General features: G+C 68.5%; 12 protein-coding genes and 2 pseudogenes. 7 read left to right on the top strand and 7 right to left on the bottom strand.

Annotated features, from left to right (window positions below):
* Positions 1–61: 61 nt before the first annotated feature.
* Positions 62–1,282, top strand: coding sequence for a pyridoxal phosphate-dependent aminotransferase (locus PSK12I2_RS0102530; RefSeq protein ID WP_027597168.1), 1,221 nt, complete (start codon positions 62–64; stop codon positions 1,280–1,282).
* On the opposite strand, the gene PSK12I2_RS0102525 is transcribed toward PSK12I2_RS0102530, so the two are convergent.
* From PSK12I2_RS0102525 to PSK12I2_RS0102515, 3 genes are all read right to left on the bottom strand, one after another.
* Entirely contained in the window at positions 1,283–2,065 is a 783-nt protein-coding gene (locus tag PSK12I2_RS0102525) for a hypothetical protein (RefSeq protein ID WP_027597167.1), read from the bottom strand.
* Positions 2,066–2,361: 296 nt separating this feature from the next.
* A complete protein-coding gene (locus tag PSK12I2_RS0102520; RefSeq protein ID WP_027597166.1) occupies positions 2,362–3,699 on the bottom strand; it encodes a sigma-54 dependent transcriptional regulator in 1,338 nt (445 codons plus the stop codon).
* Positions 3,684–5,129, bottom strand: coding sequence for a PAS domain-containing sensor histidine kinase (locus PSK12I2_RS0102515; RefSeq protein WP_027597165.1), 1,446 nt, complete (start codon positions 5,127–5,129; stop codon positions 3,684–3,686). Before PSK12I2_RS0102515 ends, PSK12I2_RS0102520 begins: the two co-directional genes overlap by 16 nt.
* 157 nt (positions 5,130–5,286) lie before the next feature.
* Between PSK12I2_RS0102515 and PSK12I2_RS0102510 the strand changes: the two genes are divergently transcribed.
* From PSK12I2_RS0102510 to PSK12I2_RS0102500, 3 genes are all read left to right on the top strand, one after another.
* Positions 5,287–5,886 carry a LysE family translocator gene (locus PSK12I2_RS0102510; RefSeq protein WP_027597164.1) on the top strand — a complete coding sequence of 200 codons (600 nt, stop codon included), beginning with the start codon at positions 5,287–5,289 and terminating at the stop codon, positions 5,884–5,886.
* Positions 5,887–5,903: 17 nt separating this feature from the next.
* The gene (locus PSK12I2_RS0102505) at positions 5,904–6,761 is read left to right on the top strand and encodes an AraC family transcriptional regulator (RefSeq protein WP_027597163.1); all 858 of its coding nucleotides are present in this window, start codon (positions 5,904–5,906) and stop codon (positions 6,759–6,761) included.
* A gap of 120 nt (positions 6,762–6,881) precedes the next feature.
* Complete coding sequence (locus PSK12I2_RS0102500) at positions 6,882–8,855, top strand: choline BCCT transporter BetT (protein ID WP_027597162.1); 1,974 nt, start codon at positions 6,882–6,884, stop codon at positions 8,853–8,855.
* A 50-nt stretch (positions 8,856–8,905) separates the two neighbouring features.
* Here PSK12I2_RS0102500 and PSK12I2_RS25380 read toward each other — a convergent pair.
* The 3 genes and pseudogenes from PSK12I2_RS25380 to PSK12I2_RS0102490 form a co-directional block, all read right to left on the bottom strand.
* Positions 8,906–9,478 (bottom strand): annotated as a pseudogene (locus PSK12I2_RS25380) (methyl-accepting chemotaxis protein); the annotation flags it as partial.
* A gap of 288 nt (positions 9,479–9,766) precedes the next feature.
* Positions 9,767–10,906, bottom strand: a pseudogene (locus PSK12I2_RS25375) (cache domain-containing protein); the annotation flags it as partial.
* A gap of 198 nt (positions 10,907–11,104) precedes the next feature.
* Positions 11,105–11,854 carry a carbon-nitrogen hydrolase family protein gene (locus PSK12I2_RS0102490; protein ID WP_027597160.1) on the bottom strand — a complete coding sequence of 250 codons (750 nt, stop codon included), beginning with the start codon at positions 11,852–11,854 and terminating at the stop codon, positions 11,105–11,107.
* A gap of 215 nt (positions 11,855–12,069) precedes the next feature.
* Here PSK12I2_RS0102490 and PSK12I2_RS0102485 point away from each other — a divergent pair, with 215 nt between their 5' ends.
* The 3 genes from PSK12I2_RS0102485 (at position 12,070) to dld (ending at position 16,559) form a co-directional block, all read left to right on the top strand.
* Positions 12,070–13,206: an iron-containing alcohol dehydrogenase gene (locus PSK12I2_RS0102485; protein ID WP_027597159.1), complete on the top strand. Its 1,137-nt coding sequence runs from the start codon at positions 12,070–12,072 to the stop codon at positions 13,204–13,206.
* Between the two features lie 160 nt (positions 13,207–13,366).
* Complete coding sequence (locus tag PSK12I2_RS0102480) at positions 13,367–14,710, top strand: MFS transporter (RefSeq protein WP_027597158.1); 1,344 nt, start codon at positions 13,367–13,369, stop codon at positions 14,708–14,710.
* Between the two features lie 79 nt (positions 14,711–14,789).
* Positions 14,790–16,559, top strand: a complete 1,770-nt coding sequence (dld, locus tag PSK12I2_RS0102475; protein WP_027597157.1) for a D-lactate dehydrogenase — start codon at positions 14,790–14,792, stop codon at positions 16,557–16,559.
* Positions 16,560–16,572: 13 nt separating this feature from the next.
* Here dld and PSK12I2_RS0102470 read toward each other — a convergent pair whose 3' ends face one another.
* Positions 16,573–17,511 carry a LysR family transcriptional regulator gene (locus PSK12I2_RS0102470; protein ID WP_027597156.1) on the bottom strand — a complete coding sequence of 313 codons (939 nt, stop codon included), beginning with the start codon at positions 17,509–17,511 and terminating at the stop codon, positions 16,573–16,575.
* Between the last annotated feature and the right edge of the window lie 323 nt (positions 17,512–17,834).

The following is a 17,834-nucleotide window of genomic DNA, read 5'->3' as shown; positions in this document are numbered from 1 at the left end:
TGCGAGACGATCCCTGCCGGACGCTTCCGGCACCTCTTTTCGTCCTGCCTGGAGCCCTGTCATGGCCGCCGATTCGACCCTGCACCTCGCCCACTGCCTCGCCTCCGTGGGCGTCTCCGAGATCCTCAAGATCACCGAGCGCGCCAATGCCCTGCGCCGCCAGGGCGCCGATCTACTGGTGCTGGGTGCGGGCGAGCCGGACTTCGATACCCCGGAGCATATCAAGGAGGCGGCGATCCAGGCCATCCGCGCCGGCCAGACCAAGTACCCGGTGCTCGACGGCAGCCCGGCGCTCAAGGAGGCCATTCGCCGCAAGTTCGCCCGGGAGAACGACCTGGTGTTCGCCCAGGACGAGGTGACCGCTTCGGCCGGGGCCAAGCAGGTGATCTTCAACGCCATGATGGCGACCCTGGACCCGGGCGACGAGGTGATCATCCCCGCGCCCTTCTGGGTGACCTATGCCGACATCGTCACCATCCTCGGCGGCACGCCAGTGGTGCTGCCGTGCCGTGAGGAGGATGGCTTCCGCCTGACCGCCGAGGCACTGGATGCGGCCATCACCCCGCGCACCCGCTGGGTGATGCTCAACTCGCCCTCCAACCCCTCCGGGGCGGCCTATGGCGAGGAACACTATCGCCCGCTGCTGGAGGTGCTGCTGCGCCATCCGCAGGTCTGGCTGATGGTCGACGACATGTACGAGCACATCCTCTACGACGGCTTTCGCTTCGTCACTCCGGCGGCCCTGGAGCCACGGCTGCGCGAGCGGACCCTGACCATCAACGGCGTCTCCAAGGCCTATGCCATGACCGGCTGGCGCCTGGGCTATGCCGGCGGACCCAAGGCGCTGATCCAGGCCATGGCCAGTGTGCAGAGCCAGGTGACCTCCTGCCCCTGCTCGGTCAGCCAGGCCGCGGCCATCGCCGCCCTGGATGGGCCGCAGGACATCGTGCGCGAGCGCTGCGAGCTGTTTCGCCAGCGGCGGGATCTGGTGGTGGACGCGCTGAACGCGGTGCCGGGCTTGTCGGCGCGGCGGCCCGAGGGGGCCTTCTATGTCTATGCCAGTTGCGCGGGGGTCTTGGGTCGGCGGACGCCGGTCGGGGAGCTGATCGACAGCGATACGGCCTTTGCCCGCTACCTCATGGACGAGGGCGGGGTGGCGGTGGTGCCAGGCTCGGCCTTTGGCCTGGCGCCTTACTTCCGGGTTTCCTACGCCACCTCGCACGAGGTGCTGCAGGAAGCCTGCCGCCGGATCGCCGAAGCGACCCGGCGGCTGCTGGCCTGATCAGCCGGCCGGCGGTGCCGGGGGCGCCGGCGGTTGAGCGCCCGGGGCGACCGGCTGGACGCCGGGGGGCGGGGGCGGCGGCAGACGACCGGGACCGCGGGGTGCCGGCGGGGTATCCAGGGTCTGCAGCGAGTTGGCATCGGCGCCGAGGGCGCTGACCCGGAAGGCACGGCCCTGGGCATTGGCCACCAGCTCGCCGCGGACGGCTACGGTCTGACCGGGCTTGAGCAGCGCTTGCAGGCGCAGGGCTTCATGGGGCGGCAGGCGCAGGGCGGTACCGTCCTGCAGCAGGGCGCCGTTCACGTCGCCACGGGGACCGTGCAGCAACTGGACGATCTGGCCCTGGAGGCTGTCGCCATCGCGCTCGGTGCCCGGTGCCGGGGGTGCCGGCGGACGGCGACCGGCCACGCGATCGGGGCCTTCGTCGGTGACCGTCTTGCCGGTCTGGACGTTGGTCAGGGACACCGCCTGGACCAGCGGCAGGCTGGCGGCGCGCAGACCGGCGACGTTGATGCTGTCACCCGGCTTGAAGGTGGCGGCCAGTTGCTCGGACAGGTGCGGCGGGGTGTTGACCTCGGTGCCGTCGGCCAGGATCAGGCCGTCGATATCGCCGCGGGGATTGAGCAGGAACTGCTTGAGCTGGCCCTGCTGGGTAGGGATCTGGGCGCTGGCCGCGGTGGTGGAGGCGGTGCTGCCGGCGGGTGCGGTTTGTGCCAGGACGAGGCCGCTGACGGACAGCAGGGCGAAGGTCCCGATCACGAGGGTTTGGGTCTTGGTAGGCATGGATGACTCCTGCGGTGGTTGACGATCAGGATATTGCAGGGCCTGTGCCAAATTTTATTTTCTATATAAATCAATACCTTGCGATTTATTGAGACCGTCCGAGCCCGGCGTTGCGTCCGGCTGGCGGACATACCTGTCGGCAAAGCGGACAGCCTAAGAGCCTGTCCAAAGTCTGCTGCGCGTCGGCCAAACGGCGTTGAAAATGGCTTCGGAATGCTCATTTACCACTCGTAAACTCCGCTTCCTCAGTCATTTTCGCCTTGTTTGTCTCTAGCTCGCGAGACTTTGAATAGGCTCTAAGCGGGACTGTCGTCTGCGCCGACACCCAGGCCCAGCCGACTCAGCTTGGTGTAGAGCAGCTGGCGATGGATGCCCAGGCGGCGGGCCGCTTCGGCGCGATTGCCGCCGCTGCGCTGCAGGGCGCGCTCGATCAGCAGGCGTTCCAGGCGCGCGGTGGCTTCGGCCAGGGTCTCCTCCGGCCAGCTGGCGTCGATGGCGACCGCATCCGGGGGCTCGCCCTGCAGAAAGGCCAGGTCGGCGGCGACGATGCGTTCGCCCTGGGCCAGGGTCGCGGCGCGCTGGATGGCGTTGCGCAATTCGCGCACGTTGCCCGGCCAGGGGTGGCGCAAGAGCAGGGCGGCGGCATCGTCCGCCAGGACGCGGCCGCTGGGGGCGAGGAAGTGTTCGGCCAGCGGCAGGATGTCGGCCCGCCGCTCGCGCAGCGCCGGCAGGTGGATGGGTACCACGTGCAGGCGATAGAAGAGGTCCTCGCGGAAGTCGCCGCTGGCGACCCGCTGGGCCAGGTCGCGGTGGGTGGCGGCCACCAGGCGCACGTCCAGGCGCACCGGCGCGCCACCCACCGGCGTCACCTCGCGTTCCTGCAGGGCGCGCAGGATCTTGGCCTGCATCGGCAGCGGCATGTCGCCGATCTCGTCGAGAAAGAGGGTGCCGCCCTGGGCTTCGCGAAAGGCACCGAGGCGATTGGCGGTGGCCCCGCTGAAGGCGCCGCGCACATGGCCGAAGAGTTCGCTTTCCAGCAGATCCGGCGGGATGGCCGCGCAATTGACCGCCACGAAGGGCGCCCCGCGTCTCTTGCCATGCTCGTGGATGGCGCGGGCCACCAGTTCCTTGCCGGTGCCGGTCTCGCCGGTCACCAGCACCGTGGCCTCGCTGTCCACCAGGCGGCCGATGGTCTTCTGCACCTGGCGCAGGGCGTCGCTGCCGCCCACCAGGGTATGGCCCTCGACCGCGGCCGGTGGCGCACTGGCCGGACGGCGCTGGGCGGTCATGCCGGCCAGTACCCGGATCAGCTCGTCACGGCCGATGGGCTTGGTGAGGTGGTCGAAGGCGCCCAGGCGCATGGCCTCGATGGTGTTGCCGGCGCTGGCGAAGGCGGTCAGCACCGTGACCGCCGGTGGTTCGGGGAGGGCGCGGATGCGCGCCAGCACCTCCAGGCCATCCAGCCCGGGCATGCGCAGGTCGAGCAGCACGGCGTCCACCGCCTCCTGCGTCAGGAGCTGCAAGCCCGCTTCGCCCCCGTCGGCCTGCAGCACCCGGTAGCCCTGGTCCGCGGCGGTTTCCGCCAGGGCGTCGCGCAGACCGGCGTCGTCATCGATGATCAGCAGGGTTGGCATGGCAGGAGGATCTCGAAGCGCGTGGGAAGGGAGGGATCGATCAGTCGCGCCTCGCCGCCGTGGGCGCGGGCGGTCTCGCGGACCAGGGCCAGGCCCAGGCCGGTGCCCTCCGGGCGACCGGTGACGAAGGGCTCGAAGAGCTGGGCGCGCAACTCGGCGGGTGGCCCCTGGCCTTCGTCTTCCACCGCCAGCACCAGCCAGTTGCCGCGCCGGCTGGCGTCGAGACGGATCTCGCTGTCTGCCGGGGCGGCCTGGAGGGCGTTGAGCAGCAGGTTGTCCAGGGCGCGGGCCAGGGCGTCGCGATCGAACCAGCCCTCATCGACGGCCACCCGGGCGGTCAGGCGGATGCCGCGCTGGGCGGCCTGGTCTTCGTGACCGGCCAGCACCTCGCGACAAAAGGCCGGCAGCGCGATGACAGTGGGTTGCAGGTGCAGCGGCTGGGTGAGGTCGAGCAGGCGGCGCAGCAGGCGGTCCAGCCGGGTGACCTGGGTGAGGATGGCGTCCAGCGCCTTCTGCTGCCGGCCGCTGTCGCCGGCCAGGGCGTTCTCGGCCTTGAGGCGCATGGCGGCCAGGGGGTTGCGGATCTCGTGGGCGACCCCGGCGGCCACTCGGCCAAGGGCGGCCAGCCGTTCACTGGCGTGGACCTGGGTGGTCAGTCGCTGGGCCTCGTCCCGGGCCTGGGTCAGGCGCTGCCCGGCCTGGTTGAGCGCCGCCAGCACCCGGTCCAGCTCGCGTTCGCCGGTGAGGGCGAGGGTGGGCAGGTCGTGGCTGGCATTGGCGCCCAGATCGCGCTCGACCCGCGCGACATGGCGCGACCACTGCCAGGTGAGTCGGCCGAGCAGCAGGGTGGCGGCGAGCATGGCCAGCAGCAGCAGGCCCAGGCCCAGTTTCAGCTGGCGCTGCCCGCTGCCCTCGGCGAAGGTCAGGCGGGTCAGGGTCCAGGCGGCGAGATCGGCAATGGGCCCGGACAGCGGGCAGGCGGCCACCAGCACCGTGGCGCCGTCCGCGCTGAAGCTGTCGCTCAGGCTGCGTGCCTCGGCCAGGGTCGCGGCGGAGAGATCGGCCAGGTGCTGGCGTTCGGCGGCGGTCAGGGGGAAGGGACTGGCATCGGCCAGCAGTCCCGCCTGTTCCTGCCAGAGGCCGCCGGCCATGCCGCGATAGCGCAGCAGGGCGACACTGGCCACGCCCCCGAGACTGCGCTGCAGCGTCGGGTCGGCGAGGCCCGCGGTAGGGCCGGACCAGCCATTGCTGTAGAAGCGATAGCTGCTGGCGATGGCCTGGCAGGCCTGCTCGGCTTCCACCGTGGCCTGGCCGAGCTGGGCGCTTTCCGACTGGCGCAAGAGCAGGATCATCAGCCAGCCGACCCCGACGGCCATGCCGCCGAGCATCAGCAGCAGGGCAATCAGACGACTGCGCAGCGATCCGAACATGGACTTTCTCTTCCAGGCCTTGGCCTGGATAGAGTGCCACACCCCGGCGGAGTTCGAGTGCCAGAGCGGGTGGCTCATCTCAGCCACAGACGTACAAGCCAGACCCCGGGCGCGCTGGCTAGCCTGGGCTTCCTTCTCGCAGCCTGGCAGGTGCCCCTTGGAAATCGTCCTCTATGCCTTCAGCGTCATCTACAGCCCTGGCCCGGTAAACGCCCTGGGCCTCAATGCCGGTCTGCGCGGCCAGGCCCGCCGGGCGCTGGGCTTCTATGCCGGGGTGGGCTGCGCCATGCTGGTGCTCTTTCTGGCGCTGGGCTATGCCGGGGCGGTCGTGGTCTCGGGGGCGCTGCTGCCATGGCTGGCGCTCCTCGGCGGTGGCTATTGCCTGTACCTCGGCTATCGCATCGCCCGGGCCGCGCCGCCGACGGCCGAGGGGGAAGGCGCCGCCACGCGGCTGACCTTTGCCAGCGGCCTGCTGATCCAGGGCCTCAATCCCAAGGCGTGGCTGGCGGTGCTGCCCATCGCCACGGTGATGTTTCCGGCGGCCCAGGTGACCGGGGGCAAGATCGCCCTCTGGTCGCTGCCCCTGGCGCTGTCGGCCTGCGGCGCCCCGGCGAGCTACGCCTTGCTCGGGGCGCTGCTCGGGCGCTACCTGGTGCAGGGACGCGGCTTTCGCGCGGTGAATCGGCTGCTGGGCCTGAGTCTGGTTGGCTGCGCCCTGCTGTTGTTCCACGACGCCTGGCGTGGTCTGCTAGGCTGAGCGCCGGAGGAGTCGCCATGAGCAGCCAGATCGAATTGCCCGGCGCCACGGATTGGGTGAGGCACGCCCCGGCCTATGCCGAGCTGGAGTCCATCGAGGCCTTCTTCAGTGGCCATGCCTTCGACCCCCATCGCCATGCCACCTATGCCATCGGCCGTACCCTGGCCGGGGTGCAGAGCTTTTCCTATCGCGGCGCCCGGACCAACAGCCTGCCCGGCGAGACCATGATCCTGCATCCGGACGAGGTCCATGACGGGCGTGCCGGCGCCGCCGATGGCTTTCGCTATCGCATGCTCTACCTGCCGCCGACCCTGATGCAGGACATCCTGGGTGGACGGCCCTTGCCCTTCCACCGCGAGAGCGTCTCCCGGGATCCGCGCCTGGCCCGGGCCACCGAGGCGGTGTTCGCCGCCCTCGACGCGCAATCCGATGTCCTAGCTCGCGACGACGCCCTCTATGGCCTGGTCGCCACCCTCGCCGAGGTCTGCCAGGCCTGGCCCAGTCGCGGGCGGGTGGACTTCGCCGCCGCGCTGCGTGCGCGGGAATACCTGGAGGATCATCTCGACCAGGCGGTCACCCTCGACGACCTGGCCCGTTGCGCCGGTCGGGATCGCTGGAGTCTGACCCGGGATTTCCGTGCCTACTTCGGCACCAGTCCCCATCGCTACCTGACCCTGCGCCGCCTCGACCAGGTGCGTCTGCAGGTGCGCCTCGGTCGGGGGCTGGCCGAGGCCGCCGTTGCCGCCGGCTTCTATGACCAGAGTCATATGACGAAACATTTCCGCCAGGCCTTCGGCGTGGCGCCGGCGCGCTGGTTTCGGGGGCTGGCGGGAGCACCCGGCGCCACTGTGCTGGCTAGCGCATCCGACCCTTAGCGCCCCAGCGATTGGTGCGGCAGCACACAGCGGCATGCGCCGTTCCCGTAGCGTCGCCAGCGAAACGATCACGGCCGAGGGCAGTCAACCTGTGCGCACTTCATGAACAGGAGCCCTTTTATGACCGGCCAGGGAGAATCCGCCGCTCGTCCCACCTTCAGTCCTCCGGTCTTCTGGACCTCGACCCTGCTGCTACTCGTGCTGGTGCTCTATGCCAGTCTGTTCCAGGCCAACGCCCAGTGGCTGTTCGCCGCCATCCAGGGCTGGATCATCACCAACCTCAGCTGGTTCTACATCCTCGCCGTGGCCATCATCCTGGGCACCGTGGTGTTTCTCGGCATGAGTCGCTATGGCGACATCAAGCTCGGCCCGGACCACAGCGAGCCGGACTACGCCAACACCACCTGGTTCGCCATGCTGTTTTCCGCCGGCATGGGCATCGGTCTTATGTTCTTTGGCGTCGCCGAGCCGGTGATGCACTTTCTCAACCCGCCCTATGCCGATGGCCAGACGGTGGACGCCGCGCGCCAGGCCATGCGCATCACCTTCTTCCACTGGGGCCTGCACGCCTGGTCGATCTATGCCATCGTCGCCCTGATCCTGGCCTACTTCAGCTATCGCCACGGCCTGCCGCTGACCCTGAGATCGGCGCTCTATCCGCTGATCGGCGAGCGCATCCATGGGCCCATCGGCCATGCCGTGGACATCTTCGCCATCATCGGTACGGTGCTGGGCGTCGCCACCTCCCTGGGCTTCGGCGTCTCGCAGATCAACACCGGACTCAACGTGCTGTTCAGCGTGCCGGTGTCCACCCCGGTGCAGATCGGCCTGATCGTCGTCACCACGGCGCTGGCCACCCTCTCGGTGGTCTCGGGGCTGGACAAGGGCGTCCGGCGGCTGTCGGAACTCAATCTGGGCCTGGCGGTGCTGCTGATGCTGACCGTGGTCATCCTCGGCCCCACGGTGCTGATCCTACAGACCTTCGTCGAGAACACCGGCGGCTATCTCAGCGAGATCGTCAGCCGCACCCTCAACCTCAACGCCTATCGACCCACCGACTGGATCGGCGGCTGGACGCTGTTCTACTGGGGCTGGTGGCTGGCCTGGTCGCCCTTCGTCGGGCTGTTCATCGCGCGCATCTCGCGCGGGCGGACCATCCGCGAATTCGTCTCCGGCGTACTGCTGGTGCCGGCCGGTTTCACCCTGCTGTGGATGACGGTGTTCGGCAACACGGCGATCCACATGATCCTCACCGAGGGCATCACCGATCTGGCCGCCGCGGTATCCCAGGACAGCTCCCTGGCGCTGTTCGCCTTCCTCGAGCACTTCCCCTTCGCCAGCGTGATCTCGCTGATCGCCATCGTCATGGTGGTGGTGTTCTTTGTCACCTCCGCCGATTCCGGCGCCATGGTGGTAGACATGCTGGCCTCCGGCGGCCAGGACCAGACGCCGGTCTGGCAGCGCGTCTTCTGGGGCGCCAGCATGGGGCTGGTGGCCATCGCGCTGCTGCTGGCCGATGGCCTCAAGGCCTTGCAGACCGCCACCATCGCCAGTGCCCTGCCGTTCACCCTCGCCCTGTTGTTCAGCATGCATGGCCTGCTCAAGGCCCTGAAGCTGGACGCCACCAAGCGCGGCCTGCGCCATCAGTCGCTGAGTCTCACCCCGCCCACCAGCCGTACGCCGGGCGGCTGGCAGCGCCGCCTGCGCGGCCTGGCGATGTTTCCGCGGCGTAGCCACGTGGTGCGCTTCATCGGCGAGGTGGCCAAGCCGGCTTGCCTGGCGGTGGCCGAGGAATGGCGCAAGCAGGGCTATGTCTGTGGCGTGGAAGACCGCGAGGATGGCGGGGTGCGGCTGTATGTCGGTCCGGCCGAGCAGCCCGAGTTTGTCTACCAGGTCAGACCCCACGCCTACGCCATGCCCAGTTTCGTCATGGGCAGCGAGCCGGGGGAGGAGCGCAAGTACTTCCGCGCTCAGGTCTATCTGCGCGAGGGGGGCCAGGACCATGACGTCATGGGCTGGTCCCGCGAGGACGTGATCGGCGACATCCTCGACCAGTACGAGCGCCACATGCACTTCCTGCATCTGGTGGGCTAGACGAAAAAGCCGGGCGCAGTGCCCGGCTTTTTCCTGTCGCGGCGCTCGGGTCACCTCACCCGGAAGCGCCGGACCACCGCGATCAGCTGCTCGTTGGACGATTGCACCGCCGCGGTGCTCTCGGCGGTGCGCTGACCGCTGGTGACCAGGTCGTCGACGATATGGCGCACGGCAACCATGTTCTGGTTGATCTCGCCGGCCACCACGCTCTGCTCTTCGGCCGCGGCGGCGATCTGGGTCGAGAGATCGCTGATGCGCACCACCGAACCGCTCATCTCGTCCAGGCCTTCGGTGACCTCGCGGGTGCGCTCGGCAGTGCTCTGGCAACTGGCCTTGGTCATTTCCATGGCCGCGACCGCGGAACTCACCCCCTGCTGCAACCGGTTGAGCATCTCGTTGATCTCGGCGGTGCTCTGCTGGGTACGGCCGGCCAGAGCGCGGACCTCGTCGGCCACCACCGCGAAGCCGCGACCCTGTTCGCCGGCCCGGGCCGCCTCGATGGCCGCGTTGAGCGCCAGCAGGTTGGTCTGGCCGGCAATTCCGCCGATCACCCCGAGCACGTCGTTGATACGCTGGGCATCGCTCTGCATGGCCTGCACCTTGAGGGTGGCGTCTTCCACCTGATCCACCAGGGCCAGCACGCTGGCCGAGGCCTGCTGGACCACCGCGCGGGAACGCTCGGCCTGGCCGTTGGCGGCCTGGGTGAGGGTGGCGGTGTCGCTGGCACTGCGGGCCACGGAGTCGGAGGTGGCGCTCATCTCGGTGATGGCGGTTACCGCCTGGTCGGTCTCGCTGGCATGGCGGGCCAGGATGGCACCGTTCTGCTGGGCCTGGCCGTGCAGCTGCTTGAGACCGGTGTCGATGCGGTCGGTGGCGTCGCCCACCTCGCCGATCAGCCGCTGCAGATAGCCGATGAAGCCGTTGACCGCGCCGGCCACCGCATCCACCTCGTCCTGGCCGTGCACCGGGATGCGCCGGGTCAGGTCGGCATCGCCGGCGGACAGGGATTCGATGTTGCGTTGCAGCAGGCCCAGGCGACCCATCAGCTTGCCGAGCGCCAGCACCATGATGCCTACCAGCAGCAGGACCAGCGGCAGCTGGATCGCCGCCAGGGTCTTGAGGATACCAGTGTTGGTCGCCGCGATGAGCGAGGTGGGCAGCGCCGTGGCCAGCAGCCAGGGGGTGCCGGCCAGCGGGCGCAGGAAGAAGGTGTGGGGCGTGCCGTGCTCGTCGACATAGGTGTCGCGCACCACGGCCTCGCCCTTGAGCTTGCCGAGGTTCTGCTGGATGGCGGCGACGAAGGGCGAACGGGTGGCATAGGCCGAGACGTTGTTCAGGATCTGCGAATCGCCGAGTTCGCTGAGGTTGCTGAGGATCTTGCCGTCGGCCTCGACGATCATCATGTCGGTGTCGTCGAGTTCCTTGCGCAGGCTGTCCACCAGGGGGTTGAAGAAGCCCAGGGTGAGGTCGATGGTCGAGACGCCAAAGGCCTTGCCGTCGCGCTGGATGGCCATGGCGCAGTTGGTGCGCGGCTCGGCGCTGGCGGCGTCCTTGTAGGCGGCGGCCCAGACGCACTGGCCGGCGGGAGCCTTGAGGCCAGCCTGGAACCAGGGTTGCTCCCAGTAGTTGAGCGACTCGGGGGAGTTCCAGTGCGTGTTGACGATCAGCTTTCCGCCGGCATCGCGGTGATAGAAGGTGCTGAACTTGTCGCGACCCTGCTCGCGCTGGTTGGGCAGCGGCCAGATGCCGCCGCCGAACACCTTGGCATCGCCGTACTGGTCCACCAGGCCGGGCAGCACCCGGTCGATGGCGGCGCTGTCCAGCAGCGGCACGGTCTGGGTGATGGAGCGCTGCTGCGCCTGGATCTGGTTGAGTTCGCGATAGATGCGGGTGCCCACCTCGTTGACGCGGGTGAGCACGGCGGATTCACCGGCGGCGACCAGGTCCGGCGTCACCCACAGGCGAATGCCGATGACGGTGGCCGCGAGGGTCGCGCCGATGAAGCCGAGGAAGATCAGGGTGTAGCGGGTCCGAATGGTGTTCAAGGCCATGGTGTCGCTCCTGCGGTTACAGCGTCGTTCACGCTGCGAAAGGCATCCTTGGCGGTGTTCTGAACGAGGATGTCAGAGCCTTATCGGCGTCTGACGTGTGACCTTTAGTCGCAGGAGGCGCGGGATATCGGGACGCGAATCCAGTCGCGCCGTGACCTGGCAGCCGCTTTCCGGTCAGAGGATTGCGCCGTGCGGCGATCAAGGTCGCACTGTGCGGATTTCGCCCTGCCAGGCACCGGCGACCCGCCGGACGATCACCAGGCAGGAACCGTCGCCTGGCGCCGCGACCAGGCACCCGCCATCGGCCTGCCAGAAGGCACTGCGGCCCACGCAGGCATAGCCGCCGGTGGGCGCGCCGTGATTGGCCAGGAGCACCGGCATGCCCAGGCGTCGGGCATGGCCGGCGAGGCGGGCGCTGTCGGCGGGATAGCCGGTCGGACCTATCACCGCCGAAGCCAGATAGAGATCGGCGCCGCGGGCGCGGGCGGCATCGGCATGGGCCTCGTGATTGCTGTCGGCGCAGATGGCCAGGGCGGCCTTCAGCTCGCGCACCTCCAGCAAGTCCCCGCCATGGCCGGGCACGAAGGGCGGCACCTCGCCCGGATGCAGGTATTCCTTGGTGTGGACGCGACAGCTGCCATCGGCGCCAAGGATCAGCGCACCGATCTGCAGCCCCGTCAGACCCTGGATGGGCGCCCCGACCACGGCCGTGAGCCCGGCCACGCGGCAGGCCTCGCGCAAGGGCCGCAGACGCGCATCGGTACCCTCCAGCGTCAGCGCCGCCGCCAGGGTCGGCTCATAGCCGGTCAGGGACAGTTCCGGAAACAGCAGGAGCTCCACCCCGACGTCGGCAGCCGCGGCGATGAAATCGAGATGGGTGCGCAGATTGGCGGCGAGGTCGCCGGCGAGCGAAACGGATTGGGCGGCGGCCAGGGTAGGGGTGGGCATCGGGACTCCAGGGAAAGCGGCAGCGCCCGGGAGAGCGGGCCCGGCCATCGCTATGGGGAGGGCGTCCGGCAGGGGAGGCAGGGCTATGCCGGCTTTAGCTGAACAGGCTGGGTTGCCTCCCGGTTATACCGCTATCGCTACCTCTCAGTATTTGGCCGGGAGGCGCCTCGCTATAGTCGGGCCGTCTATCAATTTCAAGAATAACAGGACGGGTCATGGCGATAATCAACTATGTAACGGAGATCCGCTTCGGCGCCGGCTGTGCGGCCGAACTGGCCGACGTCAACGCCCGGCTGCGCTTCCAGCGGCCACTGATCGTCACCGATCGGGGCGTGGTGGCCGCCGGTCTCATCGAGCAGCTGGTGGAGCAGAATCCCCTGGCCGCCTACCAGGTGTTCGACGCCACCCCGGCCAATCCCACCGAGGCCGCCACCCGCGAGGGCGTCGCCTGTTTCCGGGATGCGGACTGCGACGGCATCATCGCCGTCGGTGGGGGTTCGCCCATCGACCTGGCCAAGGCCATCGCCATGTCCGCGCGCCATCCCGGACCGCTGAAACAATTCGCCCTCATCGAAGGCGGCCTGACGCGGATCACCGCGGCGACGGTGCCCATCGTGGCCATTCCGACCACGGCCGGCACCGGCAGCGAGGTGGGACGCGGCGCCATCATCATCCTCGACGATGGCCGCAAGGTCGGCATCCTCTCGCCCCATGTCATCCCGCGGGTGGCCATCTGCGATCCGCTGCTGACGCTCAGCCTGCCGCCGCACCTGACCGCCGCCACGGGCATGGACGCGGTGGCCCACTGCATCGAGACCTTTCTCGCGCCCGGCTTCAATCCGCCGGCCGAGGGCATCGCCCTGGACGGCCTGCGCCGGGCCTGGCGCCATCTGGAACTGGCGTTCAACGAGCCCACCAACTTGGAAGCCCGTACCCAGATGCTCAGCGCCTCGCTGCAGGGGGCGCTGGCCTTCCAGAAGGGGCTGGGCTGCGTGCACAGCCTGAGTCACTCACTGGGCGGCATCGATCCGCGGCTGCACCATGGCACCCTCAACGCGGTCCTGCTGCCGGCCGTGGTGGCCTTCAACCGGAGCGCCGAATCGGTGGTCCGCGACGAGAAACTCGAACGCCTCGCCCAGGCCATGGAACTGCCGCCGCAGCTGTCGGTGGAGCAAGCGCTGGCGCACAAGGCCGAAGCCCTGCGGCTGCCGACGGGGCTGGCGCAGATGGGGGTCGACAGGGGGCTCATCCCGCGCATCGTCACCGGCGCCCTGGCCGATCACAGCCACCGGACCAATCCCCGGGAAGCCTCGGCGGAGGACTATGCCGACCTGATCCAGGCCTCGTTCTGAGGCCCCGACTTCCCTAGCGGCAAGCCCTTCCGCTGCAGCGTCATCCGCCATCCTGCCCTGCGCCTCGACTCGTTCCGGGCGGGTAGTGGGCTGCGGATGACCGTCAGCCGTTCTGCAAGACCCTCGCGACAATCACAACAATTAAAGGACGCGAAACATCATGGCCCATCCCAGTACCGCCGCATCCCCGGTGCAATTCGATCCGCTCTATCGCAAGGTGGCCTGGCGCGTGTTGCCGCTGCTGCTGCTTGGTTACATCATCGCCTATCTCGATCGGGTCAACGTCGGCTTCGCCAAGCTCGCCATGCTCAGCGACCTCGGCATATCCGACGCGGCCTATGGCCTGGGCGCCGGCATCTTCTTCATCGGCTACTTCCTCTTCGAGGTCCCCAGCAACCTGATGCTGCATCGCGTCGGCGCCAAGCTGTGGATCGCCCGCATCATGATCACCTGGGGCCTGGTCTCGTCGCTGATGGCCTTCACCGGGCCCATCGCCCAGTTGCTGGGCATCAGCCACGAACTGACCTTCTATGGCCTGAGATTCCTGCTCGGCGTCTGCGAGGCGGGCTTCTTTCCCGGGGTCATCCTCTACCTGACCTACTGGTTTCCCGCGGCGCTGCACAGCCGCATGATGGCCATCGTCATCCTCGGCAATCCGGTGTCCTTCATCTTTGGCGGTCCGCTCAGCGGCGCCATCATGTACTACATGGGCAGCAACGGCCTGCTGGCGGGCTGGCAGTGGATGTTCGTCATCGAGGCGGTGCCGGCCGTGGTGGTCGGGGTGGTGGTGCTCTGGCTGCTGGACAACGGCATCCAGGACGCCCGGTGGCTGAACCAGCAGGAAAAGGCCGAACTCACCCGGCGTCTGGCCCTGGAGGCCGCGGAAAAGCCGCGCATCGCCCTCAAGCGGCTGTATGCCCTGCCCATCATCTGGCTGCTCACGGTCATCTACGTCCTGCTGATGCTTGGCAACTACGGCATCAATTTCTGGGTGCCGACCATCATCAAGAACGCCGGGGTGGCCTCGGTCCTGGACATCGGCCTCATCACCGCCATCCCCTATGTGTTCAGCGCGGCGACCATGGTCTGGGTCACCCGCCAGGCCCAGCGTACCGGTAACCAGCGCGCCTATGGCGCCCTGATGTCGGTGCTGGCCGGGATCGGCCTGATCCTCTGCGCGGCCTTTCCCCAGCACCTGCTGCTGATGATCCTGGGTGTCGCCTTTGCCGTGGGTGGCAGCCTGAGCGCCATCGCGCTGTTCTGGGGGCTGCCCGGCGCCTTTCTGCAGGGCGCCGCCGCCGCGGCCGGCATCGCCATCATCAACTCCTTCGGCAATCTCGGCGGCTTCGCCGGGCCCTATCTGCTGGGGTTGCTGACCACGCTGTTCGGCTCGGCGCAGGTCGGGCTGATGCTGCTCGGGGGTTGCCTGCTGGGGTGCGCGGCGCTGATGCTGTGGGTGACCCGCCGGCCCGCGCCGTCGACTACCGGGCTGCTGGCCGATTAGCCACGCCGCGCCAGCCGCGCCTTTCGAGCGGAAGCGACTATCCTTCGCTGCCGCTTTCCTTGTCAGTGAAGAGGACGTCATGGATCTGGTCAGCGAGTTGCACACCATCGTCGGGCGGCGCCATGTCCTGCAGGGCGACGCGGCGACCCGACGCTTCCGCCTGGGCATCCGCTATGGTGGCGGGGCGGTGCTCGCCGTGGTGCGGCCCGGCAGCCTGCTGGAGATGTGGCGCGTGCTGCAGCGCTGCCACAGCGCCGGCACCATCATCATCTGCCAGGCGGCCAACACCGGCCTGACCGGCGGCTCCACCCCGGTGGCCGAGGGCTACGACCGGCCGGTGGTGCTGATCAACACCCTGCGCCTGACCCGCCTGGCCCTGCTGCGCCAGGGCGAGCAGGTGCTGTCCCAGCCGGGTGTGACCCTGAGCCAGCTGGAGACGACACTGAAACCCCTGGGGCGCGAGCCGCACTCGGTGATCGGCTCGACCTGCATCGGCGCCTCCGTCACCGGTGGCGTCTGCAACAACTCCGGCGGCTCGCTGATCCGCCGCGGACCGGCCTTCACCCAGCTGTCGCTGTTCGCCCGCATCGATGAAGCCGGGCAGCTGCAACTGGTCAACCACCTGGGCCTGGCCTTGGGCGACACCCCCGAGGAGATCCTCAGCCGACTCGACGAGGGTCGCTTCGACGACAGCGTCGTGCAGGATCTGGCCGGTGCCATGGCCTCAGATCGCGAATACGCCCGCCATGTCCGCGATGTGGCCTCGGCCACCCCGGCGCGCTACAACGCCGATCCGCGGCGGCTGTACGAAGCCTCGGGTTCGGCGGGCAAGATCGCCGTGTTCGCCCTGCGCCTGGATACCTTCGTCGCCGATCGCAACACCCGGGTGTTCTACATCGGCTCCAATCGGGCCGCTGATCTGGAAGCCATCCGCCGGCACATCCTGGTCAACTTCGCCCAGCTGCCCATCGCCGGCGAATACATGCACCGCACGGCCTACGAACTCAGTCGTACCTACGGCAAGGACCTGTTCCTGTTCATCCAGCGCTGTGGTGCGCAACGGGTGCCCCAGGCCTTTGCCTGGAAGACCCGCTTCGATGCCCTGAGCGAACGCCTGGGCCTGGGTGCCCAGCTTGGCGATCGCCTGCTGCAACGTCTGGCGGCGCCCTTGCCGGAGCACCTGCCGGCGCGCCTCAACGCCTTTGCCGCGCGCTTCGAGCACCATCTGCTGCTGAAGATGGGGGAAGACGGCATCGACGAGGCCCGCGCCTATCTGCAGTCCTGGCTGCCCAGCGCCGACGCGGACTTCATCGAGTGCGACGCGGAGGAGGGCAACGCCGCCTTCCTCAATCGCTTCGCGGTCGGCAATGCCATGAATCGCTACCGGGCGGTGCACCGGGACACCGTGGAGGACATCCTCGCCCTGGACATCGCCCTGCCGCGCAACACCCAGGACTGGTTCGAGACCCTGCCGCCGGAGCTGGCGGAGCAGATCGAGGTGACCATGTATTGCGGGCACTTCTTCTGCCACGTGCTGCACCAGGAATACCTGGTGAAGAAGGGCCGGGACTGCGCGGCGCTCAAGCGTCGCCTGCTGGCCCTGCTGGAGGCCCGCGGCGCCCGTTATCCCGCCGAGCACAATGTCGGTCACCTCTACGCCGCGGCGCCGGAACTGGAGCGGCACTATCGCCAGCTCGATCCGACCAACGCCTTCAATCCCGGCATCGGGCAGCTGACGCGGCGCCATCGCTGGCAGGAGGACTGCTGCGCCGCGCATTCCGGCGATGCCGTCGCCGCGGCGGCGAAGACGGCCCGGACGGAGGCCGCGGAGACGAGTCGCACGTCCTGAGCTGCGGGACGGCTCAGTCTTCCCGCTGGATGGCGTAGAGCGATTCCACCAGCAGCGCGAACGCCGGATTCTGCTGGGCGCTGCGCCGCGAGACCAGCTCATAGGGCTCGCTGTGCGACCTCAGCTCCAGCGGCAGGCGGCTGACCAGGCCATGCTGGCAGACATAGTCCGCCACCTCGACCGACACCAGGGCCACCAGCCGGGGATTGCGGCTCAACAGCGAAAGGGTGGTCAGCGCCGAGGTGGTCTCGATCAGGTGCAGCGGAAAAGGCAGCTGCGCCTCGAAGAATTCGTGTTCCAGGGTGCGTCTCATGGGCATGTTGGCTCGATAGACCACCCAGCGACTGTCCGAGAGATCCCGCAACTCGACCCGCTCGCGCTGGGCGGCCGGATGGGCGGCGTGGGCGATGACCGCCAGGGACTCGTCCTTGATGACCAGGGCGTCGTAGCTTTCCGGCCGCTCGCTGACCGACAGGCGACAGATGGCCGCGTCCAGCCGCCCCTGGTCGATCAGGCCGAGCAGGGTCGTGCTGGTGTCTTCCACCACCTCGATGGACAGCCGTGGCTGCAACTCCAGCAGCCGCGAGATGGCATGGGTGAGCAGGGGCACGGCGCCCATGATGGTGCCTATGGCCAGCTTGCCGCCGGAGCCGCTGGCGATGGCGTGGAGTTCGAGGCGCAGATTGTCCAGGTCGGCCTGAATCAGCCGGGCGAAGCGAATAGCGCAGGTGCCCGCCGGGGTCGGCAGCAGGCCGCGATTGGTGCGCAGGAACAACTCGACTCCCAGGGCGGACTCCAGCTCCTTGAGCGCCTTGCTGGCGCCCGGCTGGGTGAGCCCCAGGCCTTCCGCGGCATTGAGCAGCGAACCCTTTTCCGCCAGGGCGATGAGCAGGCGCAGCTGCTTGGCGTGCAGGCGCGACATGATGGCGTTGAGGCTGGCGAGATGCTTCATTGACCGACCGTTATACCGCGGTTGCTTATTGTTGATCCCGAGGGCTCTAGCCTAGAGCAAGTCGTTGCCCGCGTATAACAGGCTGTAATAAAGGCCGGGGCTTGATCGGCCGCGAGCCTGCGCTACGAGGCCTGGTTCGATTTGTTGGGCTTCGGCGATGGAGTCGCCTCAACCCCACCTACGGGCCCCGTAGGTGGGGTTGAGCGCCAGCGAAGCCCAACGGGTTGGACTCAGGGCGCGCACCCGTTCCCTCACCCCAACCCTCTCCCGGAGGGAGAGGGGGCGGCTGGGGCATGAAGGGATGCGGCGGCATCAAGGTGCAG

Origin of the sequence: Pseudomonas sp. MOIL14HWK12:I2 (assembly GCF_000510745.1) — a bacterium.
GTDB lineage: Bacteria > Pseudomonadota > Gammaproteobacteria > Pseudomonadales > Pseudomonadaceae > Chryseomonas > Chryseomonas oryzihabitans.
The sequence above is the reverse complement of the archived record's forward strand: the minus strand, read 5'-3'. Positions and strand labels throughout refer to the sequence as shown.